This is a genomic window from Mycolicibacter sp. MU0102 (assembly GCF_963378105.1).
In the GTDB taxonomy this organism is placed as follows: domain Bacteria; phylum Actinomycetota; class Actinomycetes; order Mycobacteriales; family Mycobacteriaceae; genus Mycobacterium; species Mycobacterium holstebronense.
Genome location: NZ_OY726398.1, coordinates 687,847 through 702,890, shown reverse-complemented (window position 1 = coordinate 702,890; position 15,044 = coordinate 687,847). Strand labels below are relative to the sequence as shown.

At 65.4% G+C, this 15,044-nt stretch carries 13 protein-coding genes; 6 read left to right on the top strand and 7 right to left on the bottom strand.

Features of this window, described 5'->3' with window-relative positions:
• The first annotated feature begins 43 nt into the window (after positions 1-43).
• The 4 genes from RCP37_RS03310 (at position 44) to RCP37_RS03295 (ending at position 4,733) form a co-directional block, all read left to right on the top strand.
• A complete protein-coding gene (locus RCP37_RS03310) occupies positions 44-925 on the top strand; it encodes an NYN domain-containing protein (protein WP_308485600.1) in 882 nt (293 codons plus the stop codon).
• Positions 926-1,060: 135 nt separating this feature from the next.
• The gene (locus tag RCP37_RS03305; protein ID WP_308485599.1) at positions 1,061-2,239 is read left to right on the top strand and encodes a glycosyltransferase; all 1,179 of its coding nucleotides are present in this window, start codon (positions 1,061-1,063) and stop codon (positions 2,237-2,239) included.
• Positions 2,236-3,258: a glycosyltransferase gene (locus RCP37_RS03300; RefSeq protein ID WP_308485598.1), complete on the top strand. Its 1,023-nt coding sequence runs from the start codon at positions 2,236-2,238 to the stop codon at positions 3,256-3,258. The genes RCP37_RS03305 and RCP37_RS03300 overlap by 4 nt, the downstream gene beginning before the upstream one ends.
• Positions 3,255-4,733, top strand: coding sequence for a glycoside hydrolase family 130 protein (locus RCP37_RS03295; RefSeq protein WP_308485597.1), 1,479 nt, complete (start codon positions 3,255-3,257; stop codon positions 4,731-4,733). The genes RCP37_RS03300 and RCP37_RS03295 overlap by 4 nt, the downstream gene beginning before the upstream one ends.
• Positions 4,734-4,754: 21 nt before the next feature.
• Here RCP37_RS03295 and RCP37_RS03290 read toward each other — a convergent pair whose 3' ends face one another.
• Genes RCP37_RS03290 through RCP37_RS03275 form a run of 4 tightly spaced genes read right to left on the bottom strand, consistent with a single transcriptional unit; the run spans position 4,755 to position 10,323 of the window.
• Positions 4,755-6,347: a peptide chain release factor 3 gene (locus tag RCP37_RS03290; RefSeq protein WP_308485596.1), complete on the bottom strand. Its 1,593-nt coding sequence runs from the start codon at positions 6,345-6,347 to the stop codon at positions 4,755-4,757.
• Between the two features lie 37 nt (positions 6,348-6,384).
• Positions 6,385-7,002 carry a TetR/AcrR family transcriptional regulator gene (locus RCP37_RS03285; protein WP_308485595.1) on the bottom strand — a complete coding sequence of 206 codons (618 nt, stop codon included), beginning with the start codon at positions 7,000-7,002 and terminating at the stop codon, positions 6,385-6,387.
• Between the two features lie 10 nt (positions 7,003-7,012).
• Positions 7,013-9,886 (bottom strand): MMPL/RND family transporter, encoded by a 2,874-nt coding sequence (locus RCP37_RS03280; RefSeq protein WP_308485594.1) that lies wholly within the window; start codon positions 9,884-9,886, stop codon positions 7,013-7,015.
• Positions 9,883-10,323: an MmpS family transport accessory protein gene (locus RCP37_RS03275; RefSeq protein ID WP_065038903.1), complete on the bottom strand. Its 441-nt coding sequence runs from the start codon at positions 10,321-10,323 to the stop codon at positions 9,883-9,885. The genes RCP37_RS03280 and RCP37_RS03275 overlap by 4 nt, the downstream gene beginning before the upstream one ends.
• 225 nt (positions 10,324-10,548) lie before the next feature.
• Here RCP37_RS03275 and RCP37_RS03270 point away from each other — a divergent pair, with 225 nt between their 5' ends.
• Positions 10,549-11,967: an SDR family NAD(P)-dependent oxidoreductase gene (locus RCP37_RS03270; RefSeq protein ID WP_308485593.1), complete on the top strand. Its 1,419-nt coding sequence runs from the start codon at positions 10,549-10,551 to the stop codon at positions 11,965-11,967.
• 4 nt (positions 11,968-11,971) lie between these two features.
• On the opposite strand, the gene RCP37_RS03265 is transcribed toward RCP37_RS03270, so the two are convergent.
• The 3 genes from RCP37_RS03265 to RCP37_RS03255 form a co-directional block, all read right to left on the bottom strand.
• Positions 11,972-12,796, bottom strand: a complete 825-nt coding sequence (locus RCP37_RS03265; RefSeq protein ID WP_065038901.1) for an SDR family NAD(P)-dependent oxidoreductase — start codon at positions 12,794-12,796, stop codon at positions 11,972-11,974.
• A 2-nt stretch (positions 12,797-12,798) separates the two neighbouring features.
• Positions 12,799-13,275 carry a nuclear transport factor 2 family protein gene (locus RCP37_RS03260; RefSeq protein ID WP_308485592.1) on the bottom strand — a complete coding sequence of 159 codons (477 nt, stop codon included), beginning with the start codon at positions 13,273-13,275 and terminating at the stop codon, positions 12,799-12,801.
• A 110-nt stretch (positions 13,276-13,385) separates the two neighbouring features.
• The gene (locus RCP37_RS03255; RefSeq protein ID WP_268811455.1) at positions 13,386-13,520 is read right to left on the bottom strand and encodes a hypothetical protein; all 135 of its coding nucleotides are present in this window, start codon (positions 13,518-13,520) and stop codon (positions 13,386-13,388) included.
• Between the two features lie 269 nt (positions 13,521-13,789).
• On the opposite strand from RCP37_RS03255, the gene RCP37_RS03250 reads away from it, so the two are divergent.
• The gene (locus RCP37_RS03250; RefSeq protein ID WP_065038899.1) at positions 13,790-15,028 is read left to right on the top strand and encodes an ATP-binding protein; all 1,239 of its coding nucleotides are present in this window, start codon (positions 13,790-13,792) and stop codon (positions 15,026-15,028) included.
• Positions 15,029-15,044: the final 16 nt, after the last annotated feature.

Sequence of the window (15,044 nt, the reverse complement as noted above, 5' to 3'; positions counted from 1 at the left end):
CAAGCCGTTATGGATGGGGCCGGTGGTGCGCCACACTGGGACCATGACGGAATCCGGCGATACCCGGGTCGCGGTCTACCTCGACTTCGACAACATCGTGATCTCGCGCTACGACCAGGTCAACGGCCGTGGTTCGTTTCAAAAGGACAAGTCCAAGGGATTGGCCAAGCAGCCGGAGCGCCTTGCCCGGGCCACCGTCGATGTCGGGGCGATCATCGACTTCGCCTCGTCGTTCGGGACGCTGGTGCTCACCCGCGCCTACGCCGACTGGTCGGCGGAGGTCAACACCGGCTACCGCGCGCAGCTGGTGGGGCGAGCGGTCGACCTGGTGCAGCTGTTCCCAGCCGCGGCCTACGGCAAGAACGGCGCCGACATCCGGTTAGCGGTCGACGCGGTCGAGGACATGTTCCGGCTTCCGGATCTGACCCACGTGGTGATCGTGGCCGGCGATTCTGACTACATCCCGTTGGCGCAGCGCTGTAAACGCTTGGGCCGCTACGTCGTCGGCATCGGCGTGGCCGGCTCGACGAGCCGCGCACTGGCCGCGGCCTGCGACGACTTCGTCAGCTACGACGCGCTGCCCGGCGTGCCGGTGTTCGAGCCCGCGCCAGTCACTGCCGACGCAGACGCCGAGCCGAAGCGGCGCGCCCGCCAAGCCAAAGGGGAGCCCGAGGAGCTGCCACAACCGGATCCGCAGGACACCGCCACCGCACTTCTCATCCGCGCGCTGCGGATCGGCCTGGAGAAGGACGACGTCGAGTGGCTGCACAACTCGTCGGTCAAGGCGCAGATGAAGCGCATGGATCCGTCGTTCAGCGAGAAGACCCTGGGCTATAAGTCATTCAGCGACTTCCTGCGGTCGTACTCGGACCTGGTGGAGCTCGACGAGAGTTCGACGACGCGGAAGGTACGGCTTCGCGGATAAGCCGGCTGAATTGGGTGTACGCTCGAGAATGTTGGGAGCCGAGCCAGTCCGGGATGAGTCAGCATTTCGCCGTTGATCTTGTAGAGCAATCGCTCGCACCGGGCATACCGGTGACGACAGTACGTCGGGATCACCATGAATGCTCTGTTCGCTTGCCAACCTTTTGCCGCTCCTAAGACGGAACAACGATTTTCGAGTCCCCCCAGTTACGGCATCGTCAGTACGTATCCACCGACCCCGTGCGGGCTGGCGACCTTCACCGCTGCTTTGTGCGACGGACTGTCCGCCCATGGCGCCGAGGTCAGCGTCGTGCGCATTGCGGACGGAATGCCGTCCAGTAGTGCCCGGGTCGTCGGGGAGCTGGTCAACGGGTCGGCGGGCTCGGTGGAGGCCTGCGCAGAACTGCTCAACCAGAGCGATGTCGCGATCATCCAACACGAGTACGGGATCTATGGCGGCGCCGACGGGGAAGAAGTGCTGGACCTGATCGGTGGGTTGCGTATCCCTTCCATCGTCGTCGCGCACACGATCCTCAAAAGCCCTACCCCACATCAGCGTTCGGTATTCGAAGCGATCGCGGCCAGGGCGGATCAGGTGGTCGTCATGTCGGAGGTCGCCAGTCAGCGTCTACGCAACGACTTCAACATCGATCGCCGCAAGGTCACCACGATCCCGCATGGCGCGGCCGTGCCAAGACATGCCGCATTAAAGCGTTCGGGCCGACCCACCCTGTTGACCTGGGGGCTGCTAGGGCCGGGCAAGGGCATCGAGCGGGTGATCGAAGTGATGGGTTCCCTGCATGATCTGCCTGGACGTCCGCGCTACTTGGTAGCCGGTCGGACGCACCCGAAGGTTCTGGCCGCCGATGGCGAGGCCTACCGTGACGCGCGCGCCGCACAGGCACGCAGCAGCGGTGTAGAAGACTCGGTGTCGTTCGACCCCGCCTATCGCGGCGTTTCCTCACTGGTCGCACTGGTGCAGTCCTCGGCGGCGGTCGTCCTGCCCTATGACTCCACCGATCAGGTCACGTCCGGTGTGCTGGTCGACGCGATCGCGTGTGGCCGGCCGGTGGTCGCCACCGCCTTCCCGCACGCCATTGAGCTTCTCGGCACCGGGGCGGGCATCGTCGTCGGGCACGATGATCCCGACGCACTGGCTGCGGCCCTGCGCCGAGTGCTGACCGACCCACGCGTGGCCGGCTCGATGGCCGCCGAGGCCCGCCGACTGGCCCCGACCATGGCCTGGACGAGCGTCGCCACTGCGTATCTGGGCTTGGCGCGCCGCCATATCGCGCAGCGGCCGGCATCGGTATGACCACCACCGCACCAGCCCCGATCTTCGACCATCTGCTGCGCATGACGGATCATAGAGGCACCTTCGAGCACGCTTGTTTCGCCGAGCCTCGGCGCGACCACGGCTACTGCGCCGACGACATGAGCCGCGTTCTCGTCGTTGCCGCCCGCCAGCCCCATGCGGACGGGGACGTGCATCGCCTCGCCAGTGTTGCGGTGCGGTTCCTGAACGAGGCGCAGTCCCTCACCGGCGCGTGCCGCAATCGGATGGACAGCTCCGGCGGTTGGACCGACGAGCCGACCCTGGAGGATTGCTGGGGCAGGTGCGTTTGGGGACTCGGGACGGCCGCCGCGCACAGCGAAGTGGGCTGGGTGCGCCAGTCGGCCATCGTGCAGTTCGAGCGCGCCGCACAGGGGCGGTCGAACTGGCCGCGGGCCATGGCCTTCGCGACGTTGGGGGCTGCAGAACTCCTGACCGTCAATCCCGACCATCGCGCGGCCCGCGAACTCGTCACCGACTACGCCGCCACCGTCGCCGAACCAAACGGCAACCCCGCCTGGCCTTGGCCCGAGGAACGACTGACCTACGCGAATGCGGTCTTAGCCGACGCGATGATCGCCGCAGGCGTTGCGCTCGACACGCCGGCGCTGTGGGGGCGCGGTCTGGATCTGTTGGAGTGGCTGGTCGGATACGAAACGAGCGACGGGCACCTTTCCCCCACCCCGGCGGCGGGACGGGGCCCTACCGACCTTCGACCCGGATTCGACCAGCAGCCGATCGAGGTGTCCACCCTCGCCGACGCGTGTGCACGCGCCGCTGGCGTCGACGCCAGGCAGATCTGGCCGGACGGGGTCCGAGCAGCTGCGGCTTGGTTCCAGGGCGCCAACGACGCGGGACAGCCGATGTGGGATCCCGTGACAGGCGGCGGATTCGACGGTCTGCAGGCCTGCGGGGTGAACCGTAATCAGGGCGCGGAGTCGACCCTGGCTGTGCTGTCTACCCTGCAGCAGGCTCAGCACTTCTCGACTGTGCCACAATGACTTCGGTCCTTGACGGACTGATCGTGCGCAGCCCCCGGCGGCTCGCGGCCGACCCTTCTCGGGTCATCACCCGGCTCTTCGTGCCCGGCCAGGAAGGTTTCGAGTACCAGGAGTCCCGCGCAGGCGCAGTGCTGGCCCGGATCCTGGCCTTGGACGAGGACGAGGTGCTGGCGTCACTAAACGACGTCGTGTCCCGCTTCGACGGACGGCACCGCGATCTGGTCGGTACCTTCGCCCGGCACGCCCGGGAACTCGCCGACCGGCTTGACCCCAACAGCTATCTCTCCGAAATACGGATGCTGCTACTGGGTGCGGCGTTCACCAACGAGTACGCCATTGAGGGTGCCGCGTTGTGCAACCCCAGTATCGTGGCGCACCCCGACCAGGCGGGAACGGCAGGGGGCTGCCTGCGATTCGTTATGAGCATGAGGGGCATCGGGGAAGGACACCGTTCCTCGATCGAGTTTCGCACCGGCGTCATCGACGCGGCGGGATGCGCCACCCTCGACGATCGGAGCCACTTCGCCAGCGCCGGGACAGCCAGACCGACCCTGCTGGACGCGGCCGTCTTCCGTAGTGAGCTCGCCCGCCTCGACGACGCGGGCGAAGCCAGTCGCTACGTACTCGATGCGCTCGGTGATCGATTCACCCGCGCGGAACTCGATCAGCGACTCGCCACGATGGAGACCCGACTGAGTACCCGTGGACGTGCTGGAGAAACGATCTCGGTGATCCGCGCCGTCGCCGAGCGAACCTACGCGGTCGATTTCGCTGACAGCATGCCGCTGTCCGAACGGGTGCTATGGCCGGCGATCGAGGTTGAGCAGGCCGGGATGGAAGACGCCCGTTTCGTCCGCTTCATCGACGATGACGGAACCATCAGGTGGCTAGCCACCTACACGGCCTACAGCGGAACCCATATCAACCAACAGCTGTTGGAGACAAAGGATTTTCGATCCTTTACCTCTACACCGATCGTCGGACGCGCCGCAGCCAACAAGGGTCTGGCGTTGTTTCCGCGCCGGATCCACGGGCGATTCGCGGCTCTGTCGAGGGCCGACCGCGAGTCGAATGCGATCGCCTACTCCGATCATTTATCCGTGTGGCCGAGCGCGGTTCCCGTCCAGCGACCGGCGCAGGCGTGGGAGGCGGTGCAACTCGGGAACTGCGGTCCTCCCATCGAGACCGAGGCGGGCTGGCTGGTGCTCACCCACGGCGTGGGCCCGATGCGTACCTACCGCATCGGAGCGATCCTGCTCGATCTCGACGATCCGACTCGGATTGTCGGTCGGCTACGCCAACCGCTGCTGAGCCCCGCCACCGACGAGCAGGACGGCTATGTGCCCAATGTGATCTACTCCTGTGGCGCTCTGGTCCATGCCGACACCCTGGTACTGCCCTACGGTATCGGCGACGCCGCCATCGGCATCGCCACCGTGCCGCTTCCCGAACTGCTTGCCGCGCTGTGTGATTGACCGCTGACAGCGGCGGTTCAGTTACCCCTCTGCGGCCACCAAGGACCGCAGCTGCACGTCGGGGTTGTCTCGCTGGAAACCCTGCAAGCGCCACGCGTTGGAGAACAGCACCAGGTGCACGCCGTCGGTGCGGGTCAAGACTTCCGCCAACGACTGTTTGCTCAAGAAGTCGATATCGCCGGCGTCCACGATCCGCGCGACCTGATAGGGCAGCGGCTCCAGCGTGATCGGCGCACCCATTTCGCCGGCCATCCGGTGTGCGGCCACCTCGAACTGCATCGGGCCTACCGCGGCAAGCACCGGCGCCTGCTCACCGCGGCGATCGGAGACCAGCACCTGCACGACACCCTCTTGGTCCAACTGTTCGATGCCGCGGCGGAACTGCTTGTGCTTGCTGGGATCGACGTTGCGCGCCACCGAGAAGTGCTCGGGCGAGAAGCTCGGGATCGGCGGGTACTGCACGGGCACATCGCAATACAACGTGTCGCCGGGACGCAGGGCGGCGGCGTTGGCCAACCCGATCACATCACCGGGCCAGGCGGTGTCCAAGGTGGAACGCTGCTGGCCGAACACCGACTGGGCGTACTTGGTGACAAAGGGTTTGCCGCTCGCAGCGTGGGTGAGAACATCGCCACGTTCGAAGGTTCCCGAGTACACCCGCGCGAAAGCGATGCGATCGCGATGGGCGGAGTCCATTCCGGCCTGCACCTTGAACACGAAGGCACTGAACGGTGCATCGGTGGCGCGCCGGCCGCCGTCGACGTCGAGCGCCCCGCTGGGCGCCGGCGCCAGCTCGGTGAGCACGTCGAGCAGCTGATTCACGCCGAAGTTCAAGGCCGCCGAGGTGAACAGAACCGGTGTCGCCGTGCAGTCCAGGAACGCCTCGCGGTCGAAGTCGGATCCGTCGGCGGACAGCAGCTCGCACTCTTCGACCGCGGTGTCCCAGTCGGCTCCGGCCGCGGCGTGCGCGTCGGCCGCGGCGATGTGCTCCTCGGGTGCTGCGGTGGCGCCACCGGCGGTACGGGTGAACCGGATGAAGTTTCCGGACCGGCGATCGAGCACCCCGTCGAATTCTCCGGCGATGCCGACCGGCCAGGTCAGCGGGGTGGGACGTAGTCCGATGCGGGTGTGGATCTCGTCCATCAATTCCAGGGCATGGCGGCCGGGGCGGTCCCATTTATTGATCACCGTGATGATCGGGATCCGGCGATGGCGGCACACCTGGAACAGCTTGAGGGTCTGCGGCTCGAGGCCTTTGGCGGCGTCGATGAGCATGACCGCGGAGTCGACGGCAGTCAGCACCCGGTAGGTGTCTTCGGAGAAGTCGGCGTGGCCGGGAGTGTCGAGCAGGTTGATGACGCAGTCCTGCCCCTTGGGGGTGCGGTACGGGAACTGCAGGGCCGTCGAGGTGATGGAGATGCCTCGCGCTTTTTCCATCTCCATCCAGTCCGACACCGTGGCACGACGACCGGATTTGCCGTGCACCGCGCCGGCCTCGGTGATGGCCTTGGCATGCAGCACCAGAGCCTCGGTCAAAGTCGATTTGCCGGCGTCGGGGTGGCTGATCACGGCGAAGGTGCGGCGTCGGCCCGCTTCAGCGGAGATCTCGGTCATTGCGCCAGCGATTGTATTTGCGACCTTGAGCGAATCACTAATCGGCGCTCGCCGCGAGGACAGCGGGAAGGACCAGCGTGTCGATGACCTGCCGGGCGAACTTCGCGTCGAAGCTCTGACCGCTCATGACCCGGATCAGACCCACCCCGGCCAGCACATCGGCGACCAGCGACCAGTCACGCCCGGGTGCCACCTCGCCACGGTCCGCCGCCCGCTGCAGGATGGTGGTCACCACCCGCCTGCCCTTGAGCAGAAGCATGTCGTCGAGCGCCGAGGCCAGGTGTGGATCATGGGCGGCCTCGACCGCAACCCGCAACACCACGTCGTTGGGGATCATCGCCTCGTCGGTGCGCGCCATCCGCCCCACCAACGCGTCGAAATCGCCGGCAAGGCTGCCGGTGTCCGCGACGTCGTCGTCCATCAGGTCGGGCCGCCAGTACACCAGCGCATCGGCGATCAACGCAGCCTTCGACGACCAACGGCGGTAGATGGCGGCCTTGCCTACACCGGCTCGCGCCGCGATGTCGTTCATGTTGGTGTCGTCGTAGCCGTTCTCGGCCAAGGCGGCCAACGCGGCATCGAGGATCGCGGGATCACGCGACCGATCGAGTCGCCCATCGGTGCGCCTGCGCAATTTCGATTCGGTGTCTGCCATCGCTCGACACCTACGATGTGGGTTGCGGAATGGGCGCGGTGTTGTCATCGGCCGGCCGCGGTCCGGGACCGCCGCGGCCCCGCCGGGTGATCTCAAAAGTGTTGAGCGGCCACCAGAACCACCGACCCAGCGCCGCAGCGATCGACGGTGTCATAAATGCCCGGACGATCAACGTGTCGATGATCAGGCCGATACCAATTGTGGTACCGAGCTGGCCGACCACGCGCAGGTCACTGACGATCATCGCCATCATGGTGAAGGCGAACACCAGGCCCGCCGCGGTGACGACACGCCCGGTAGCCCCCACACCTCGGATGATGCCGGTGTTGAGCCCGGCGGTGATCTCTTCCCGCAGGCGCGAGACCACTAAGAGGTTGTAGTCCGAACCCACTGCCAGCAGGATCACCATCGACAACGGGATCACGATCCACTGCACGCCCAGGCCCAGGATGTCCTGCCAGAGCAGGACCGACAATCCGCACGCGATACCCAAGGACGCGGCCACGGTGCCGACGATCACCAGGGCGGCCACCACACTGCGGGTGATGATCAGCATGATCGCGAAGATCAGGATCAGCGACGCGATCAGCACGATCATCAGGTCGATGACGACGCCGTCCTGCATATCGGCGTACAGCGATGCAGTACCGGCGAGCGAGACCTTCGCGCTGGCCAGCGGGGTGCCCTTGAGGGCGTCGGCGACAACGTCTTTGAGGTCCCGGACATGTGCGATGCCCTCCACCGAGGCCGGGTCGCCCTGGTGGGTGATGATCATCCGGACCGACTGGTGATCGGGCGACATGAACATCTTGATGCCACGCTTGAAATCAGGATTGTCGAACACATCCGGCGGCATGTAGAAGAAATCATCGTTCTTGGCCTGATCGAAGTACAGACCTATCTCCGTCTCGCCCTTGGCCAATTCCTGTTGCTGGGCCTGGGTTCCGGCCATGGTGCTGTGGGTCGCGAGCATGAAGTCGCGCATCGTCGTCATCGAGTCGATGGTGTTCTGCAGAACCGGCAACATCTGCGGCAGCAACTTATCGAGACGGTCCATGTCGACGGTGAGACCTTGTATCTGTTCGTCGAGTTGGTCGATGCCGTCCATGGTGTCGAAGATCGATCGCAGCGAGTTGCAGATCGGAATGTCGAAGCAGTGCGGTTCCCAGTAGAAGTAGTTGCGGAACACCCGGAAGAAATCATCGAAATCGGCGATGTGGTCGCGCAATTCATCGGTGGTGTCCGCCATGTCGTGGGTCCTGGCGACCATGCTGTGCGTGACTTCGGTCATCTCTTTGGTGATCGCGTACATGCGCTCCATGTTGGCGACGGTCTTGCTCATTTCGTCGGCCTGCTCGAGCATCTGAGCCGAGTTGTCGTTGTTGAACTTCGCGGCCTGCAGGGTGCCGGCGTTCTGCGCACCGAGCAAAAATGGGATCGAGCTGTGTTCGATCGGCGCGCCCAGTGGGCGGGTGATGGTCTGCACCCGATCGATGCCCCGCATGCGAAAGACGCTCTTGGCGACCTTCTCGATCACCAGCATGTCCGCGGGAGTGCGCAGATCATGATCGGTTTCGAGCATCAACAGTTCGGGGTTCATCCGGGCCTGGGAGAAATGCCGGTCCGCGACCGCCATGGCCAGGTTGGCCGGCATGTCGGCAGGGGTGAACTTCTGATCGTTGTACTGCGGCACATACGTCAGCAAGCTGATGAAGCCCACGACGGCAAGGGCGCTGCTCATCAGGATGACCGGGACGGGCCAGCGGACCGTGACGGTACCGACCTTGCGCCAGTTCCGCGTCGAGAGTTTCTGTTTGGGGTCGAGCAGCCCGAACTTCGATGCGACGGTGAGTATCGCCGGGGCCAGGGTCAGTGATGCGGCGATGACGACCAGAATCGCGATCGCGCAGGGCGGACCCATGGTCTGGAAGTAGGGCAACGTGGTCATGCTCAGGCACATCAGGGCACCGACGATGGTCAACCCCGAGCCCAGGATGACGTGCGAGACACCGCTATAGGAAACATAGAACGCCTCTTCGGGATCGAGGCCCTTCGCTCGCTCTTCGTGATATCGGCCGAGCAGAAAGATCAGGTAATCCGTGATCGCGGCAATGGACAACATCGTCACCATGCTCACCGCATACGGGGTCAGGCCGATGATGTTCATGTTGCCGGCGGCGGCCGTAACGCTCATTGCGGCAAACAGTCCCAGGCCGATCGCGACCATGGAGATCAGCATCGTCACCACCGAGCGGTAGATGGCGAGCAGCATCACGATGATGATGGCGACCGACACAAACTCCAGCCGATGCATGCTTTGATGACCGGCCACACTGGTGTCGGCATTGAGGACCGTGTTGCCCGCGACATGGGCCTTGATACCCGGCGGCGGGGTCACCGACGCAACGATGTCGCGCACCGCCGCCACCGACTCATGGCTTTCGGTGGTGCCCTGCGAGCCATTGAGGAAGATCTGCACGTAGGCGGACTTGCCGTCCACGCTCTGTGAACCCGCCGCGGTCAGCGGATCACTCCAGAAGTCCTGAACGTTTTGCACGTGCTCGTGATCGGCCTCGAGTTTGGCGACGATCTGGTCGTAGAACTCGTGCGCGGCCTCCCCGACCGGCTCATCACTTTCGAGCACGACCATCGCCGTGGAGTCCGAATCGTACTGCTGAAACACCTTGCCGATATTGAGCATTGCCGCGTACGACGGCGCGCCGGTAGGGCTGATCGGGACCGACCGGGTGGCCGCGACCTCGCCCAGTGACGGGATCACCGCACCCAGGACGATCACCAGGAGCACCCAGAACAGGATGATCGGCAGCGAGAAGACCCGGACCATCCGGCCTAAGAAGGGGCGGCGGGTCTGCGGCTCGCTCATACGGATTTCACCAAGCAGTAGATGAACGGTTTGATGGTGTCGTCGCTGGCGCGCTCGTCGCGCACTTCGTCGTCGACGGTCACCCGGCATCGAAGGTCGCGGGTGTTGCGATCGCCCTGGGCCATGATGTTGGCCGACATCGACGGCAGCGTTGTCACGATCGTGAACGACCAAGGCAGCGACGCGTTTTCGATGAGATTCGGTTGCCCGTTCTCGTCGAGGTAGTTGAGGTTTGCGGTCCCACCGGTCCCGGTGACCTCGTAGGTGATGTGCTTCGGATTGAAGTTCTCGGTGATTGCCGAACCCTCTGCCAGGTTCGGGCCTTGGTGGCCCAGAGATGCGCGAATCCGGGAAATGGCATACCCACCCAGTGCCACGACAACCACCAGCAGTAGCGGAATCCAGAACCGCCTCATTAATCGGAACACCGGGTGCATGCCTCTCGGTCGTTCGGGTCGATCAGATCCAGACGGGGCAACCCGGCTCGCGCAACGCCCAATTCAGGCGAAGAAAACCTGTCGCCAACCCATACGGAACCTGAGTTCCGCGCGTAGAACGGTCGTTAGATTACCTGACGATCTGGCCGCGTGGCACTACCTTGACCCTGTTCGTGGGTCTGTCGTGTTTTTGCCGGTCGTTACGGGGCCGTACCCTTACCAGGCGTGACCGTCATCGACCCGGAGAAACTCGCGACCTGCCTGCAGGTGTTGTCCGAGATCGACTCGCTGCCGGCCGAGCACCCCGACGCCGTCGCAGTGCGCCGGGCCACCGCCCGCATGTTCAAGGCGGTCAAGAAGGCCCGCCGGACCGCCCGACGCGACGCGGTGGCCGCCGCCGACCAGGCCGTCATCGCCGCCACGGCCACCGGAGCACCGGGCCGCATCGATGACGAGACGCAGGGCATTCCGCTGGTGTCTGCCGCCGTCGGGGCGTCGGCGGGCACGCTGTTGCGCTCGCGGGCCTGCTACATCTGCAAGACCCACTACACGCAGGTCGACGCGTTCTACCACCAACTCTGCCCGGGCTGCGCCGCCATGAGCCGGGCCAAGCGTGATGCTCGCACCGACCTCACCGGACGACGCGCCCTGCTCACCGGCGGGCGCGCCAAGATCGGCATGTACATCGCGCTGCGGCTGCTGCGCGACGGCGCGCACACCACCATCACCACCCGGTTCCCCAACGATGCGGTACGGCGCTTCGCCGCGATGCCCGACAGCGCCGACTGGCTGCATCGCTTGCAGGTGGTGGGTATTGACCTGCGTGACCCGGCGCAGGTCGTCGCGCTGGCGGACACGGTGGCCGCCCAGGGCCCGTTGGACATCCTGATCAACAACGCGGCACAGACGGTGCGGCGCGCACCCGGCTCGTATGCCGCCCTGGTCGAGGCCGAGCGCACCCCCGCAGGCGAGCTGGTGGACGTGATCACCTTCGACCACGTCAGCGACGCCCACCCGGCGGCCCTGGCCGGTAGCCTCGCCGAGCACCAGACACCGCACGCACTGACCGAACTGGCCCTGACCGCCCGCAGCGCGTCGCCGGAGCGGATCGCCGCCGGTACCGCGATCGACGCGGGCGGGCTGTTGCCCGACACCGCCCCGATCAACAGCTGGACCCAGCGGGTGCACGAGGTCGACGCCTTGGAGCTGCTCGAGGTGCAGCTGTGCAACCAAACCGCGCCGTTCATCCTGGTGAGCCGGCTTCGGCCCGCCATGGCGGCGGCTCCCGCCCGCCGTAAGTACGTGGTGAATGTGTCGGCGATGGAGGGACAGTTCAGCCGTCGCTACAAGGGTCCGGGCCACCCGCACACCAACATGGCCAAGGCAGCGCTGAACATGCTGACCCGCACCAGCGCCGGCGAGATGCTGGAGAACGATCGCATTCTGATGACCGCGGTGGACACCGGCTGGATCACCGATGAGCGCCCGCATCCCACCAAGCTGCGCCTGGCCGAGGAGGGCTTCCACGCCCCGCTGGATCTGGTCGACGGCGCCGCCCGGGTCTACGACCCGATCGTGCGCGGGGAAGCCGGCGAAGATCTGTACGGGTGCTTCCTCAAGGATTACGCGCCGAGTAATTGGTAGCCGGTCAGTACAGCGGCCCGCCGCCGAACAGTTCGCGGTGCGAGTCCGGCTGGTTTCCCTCGAGGTCGGTGATGCCGTAGTCGAGCGCGGTCTCGGCGGTGATCAGGGTGTGGCCGCTGCGGGCGGCTAGGTCGGGGTCATTGGCCAGGGCGGCGACGACGCGGCCGATGAACTCCGGGGTTTCGGCGTTGGCCAGCGGGAAGCCTTGGAAGTTGTCCAGGCCACGGGCCATAAAGCCCTGCATGACTTCGTTTTTCACCAGTCCGGGCCACAGCGATACCGCGCTCACCCCGGTTCCGGTCAGTTCGACGGCCATGTCGGCGGCCATCTTGTCCAGCCCGGCCTTGGACATGCCGTAGAGCACCGAGTGCAGGTGCCCGCGGGTTCCGAACGAGGAGATGTTGGCGATCAGGCCGGCACCGCGCGGGACCATCAGCTGCGCGGCGTGCACCGAGGCGACGTAGTGGGCGCGCAGGCCCACCCCGATCAGGGTGTCCCAGTCCGATAGGGGGCGCTGCCAGAACTTCTCGGCGAATCCACCGAACCCCTTGGGTGCCGCCCAGACGTTGTTGACCAGCAGATCCAGCCGGCCGTTCTGCTCGTCGGCGATGCGGGCGAACAGCGCGGCGATCTGGTCGTCGTCGCGGTGGTCGCACTGCACGGCGATGCCGCGCCCGCCGCGTTCGGTGATGCTTTGGGCGGTCTCGTCCAGCGGGCCCTGATGCCGCGCGGTGACGTAGACGGTCCAGCCGTGCGAGCCGAGCGCCAACGCGATGCCCTTGCCGACGCTGCGGCTGGCGCCGGTGACCAAGGCGATGCGGGTGGTCATCTCTAGGCCTCCACAATCGTGTCGTCGCCGAGCGGTCGGGTGATCACCCAGAGCTGGCGGAAGTGGCTGCGGGCCATTTTCCAGGCGCCGTCCTCGATCACGTAGTCGTCGTCGTATTCGCCGGTGAGCAGGCGTTCGGTGCGCTCAATCATGTTGAGCTGGCGGAATTTCAGCGTCCATCGTCCGGTGGCTGTGCCGGGGCCGGTGATGGTGATGTCGGGGTGCATGCCGTGGTGCATGTCCAGGATCGCCGGTTTGCCGTCCACCTTGTGCAGCGCGATCCGGGTGAAGACCTCTGCGATCTGGTCGGCGTCGTCGAACCCGCCCAGCGGTCCGTAGTGGATGTCGGCACCGCGGGCGATGAAGCAGGCCCGGAAGGTCTCGGGGTCTTTGGCGTCGCAGGCCCGGAAGTAGCGGTGCTTGAGGGCTTTGATCGCCTCGATCTGTTCGAGCGCGGTCAGCCGCTCCTCGGGTGTCATCGCTCGACGATAGTTGTCGGCGCCTCACACCACGGCGGGGCATCGGATATATGCCGGCGGCCTATGGCTGCCGGTAGGTCACGCGCGGGAAAGCGTGCCCATCTCGTGAATCAGCAGATTTGGCCGGCGAAGAAGGCGGCCGACACCAGGCCCACACACAACGCCAGGGTGGCGTGACCCATCATGCCGGCGCCGACGGTCGCGGTGGCAGCGGTGGCAGCCAAGCCGCTCAGAAAAGTGGTCATCGCCCTATCTCCTGTGGTGTGCATCACATCTACGATTCCAACGTGGTCTACACCACATCATATCTCTAAGGAAAATGCCAGTCCCGTCAAACTCGCCGCCGCTACGGCCAGCTTCCGTATCGGCACGAGGGAACGCCACGGCGATGCGGCCGCGTGCCAGATCTCTGCCACGCCCAGCGCGGAATATCGGTATCAAGAGCTGCGGTAAACCGGTACTAGAAGCTGCGTAATATCGGGAATCAGCGCCCGATAACTGGTACTCTCCCGGCATGACCACGCCGTATGTACCCCGGATGGTCGATTCAATGATCGCCGAGCTGCTGGCCGGCTTTCCCGCTGTGCTGGTGGTGGGACCACGAGCATGCGGGAAGACGACAACGGCAGCCCGACACGCTCGCACCATTGTTCGGCTCGACCGCGAAGCAGAAGCTGCGGCGGTTCGCGCTGATCCCGATGGCGCGTTGGACGTTGCACGGCCCGTGCTGCTCGACGAGTGGCAGCTGGCACCCGCGATTCTGGCCGCCGTGAAGCGGGCGGTCGACGCACGCCCGGGGTCCGGCAGTTTCCTGATCACCGGATCGGTGCGCTCCGATCTGGAGAGTTCGGGGTGGCCACTGACCGGCCGCGCGTTGCGGGTGCAAATGTATGGGATGACCGAGCGTGAGATCCATGGTGACTGCACCACGGGATCACTACTCGATCGGCTCCCGGCCCACGGCGTCGATGGTTTGCCAACCTCCGAGGAGTCACCCGTCCTCAACGAGTACATCGCGCGTGCGTTGCGGTCTGGGTTTCCCGATGCGGTGCTGGCCGCCTCGGATCGGCTTCGCCGCCAATGGCTTCGAGCCTACGTCGATCAGTTGCTCACGCGGGATGCCGAGACGGTCGAGCACGGTCGCGACCCGATACGGCTGCGCCGCTACTTCCATGCGCTGTGTTTGAACACTGCGGGTGTCGTTGCTGCCCAAACCATCTACGAAAGCGCCGGTGTAGATCGGAAGACCGCACTGGCCTACGACCGGCTGCTCACCAATCTGCTGGTGATCGAGGAAGTGCCGGCGTGGTGGACTAATCGACTCAAGCGGCTGGTGCGGACCCCGAAAAGATACGTCCTCGACCCAGGCATCGTTGCAGCGCAGCTCCGTCTTGACCTCGCGGGCGTCCGCCGCGACGGCGACCTGCTGGGACGCTTGTTGGATACCTTCGTCATGGCGCAACTGCGTGCCGACGCTGCCGTGAGCGAAACAGAACCCACCCTGTATCACCTGCGCTCCGAACAAGGTCGCCACGAGGTCGACATCGTCGTTGAGTACGCCGACGGCTCCGTGTTTGGATTCGAGATCAAGTCCAGTAGCGGGCCAAGTGCTGACGATGCCAAGCACCTGTGCTGGCTCCGCGATGAGCTAGGCGAGCGATTCCTCGGCGGTGCGGTGTTGCACTCCGGGCCTCGCCGTTATCCGCTTGCCGATCGCGTTGTCGCCGCGCCGATCTGCTCACTCTGGGGGTGATCAACGTAGACGCTTC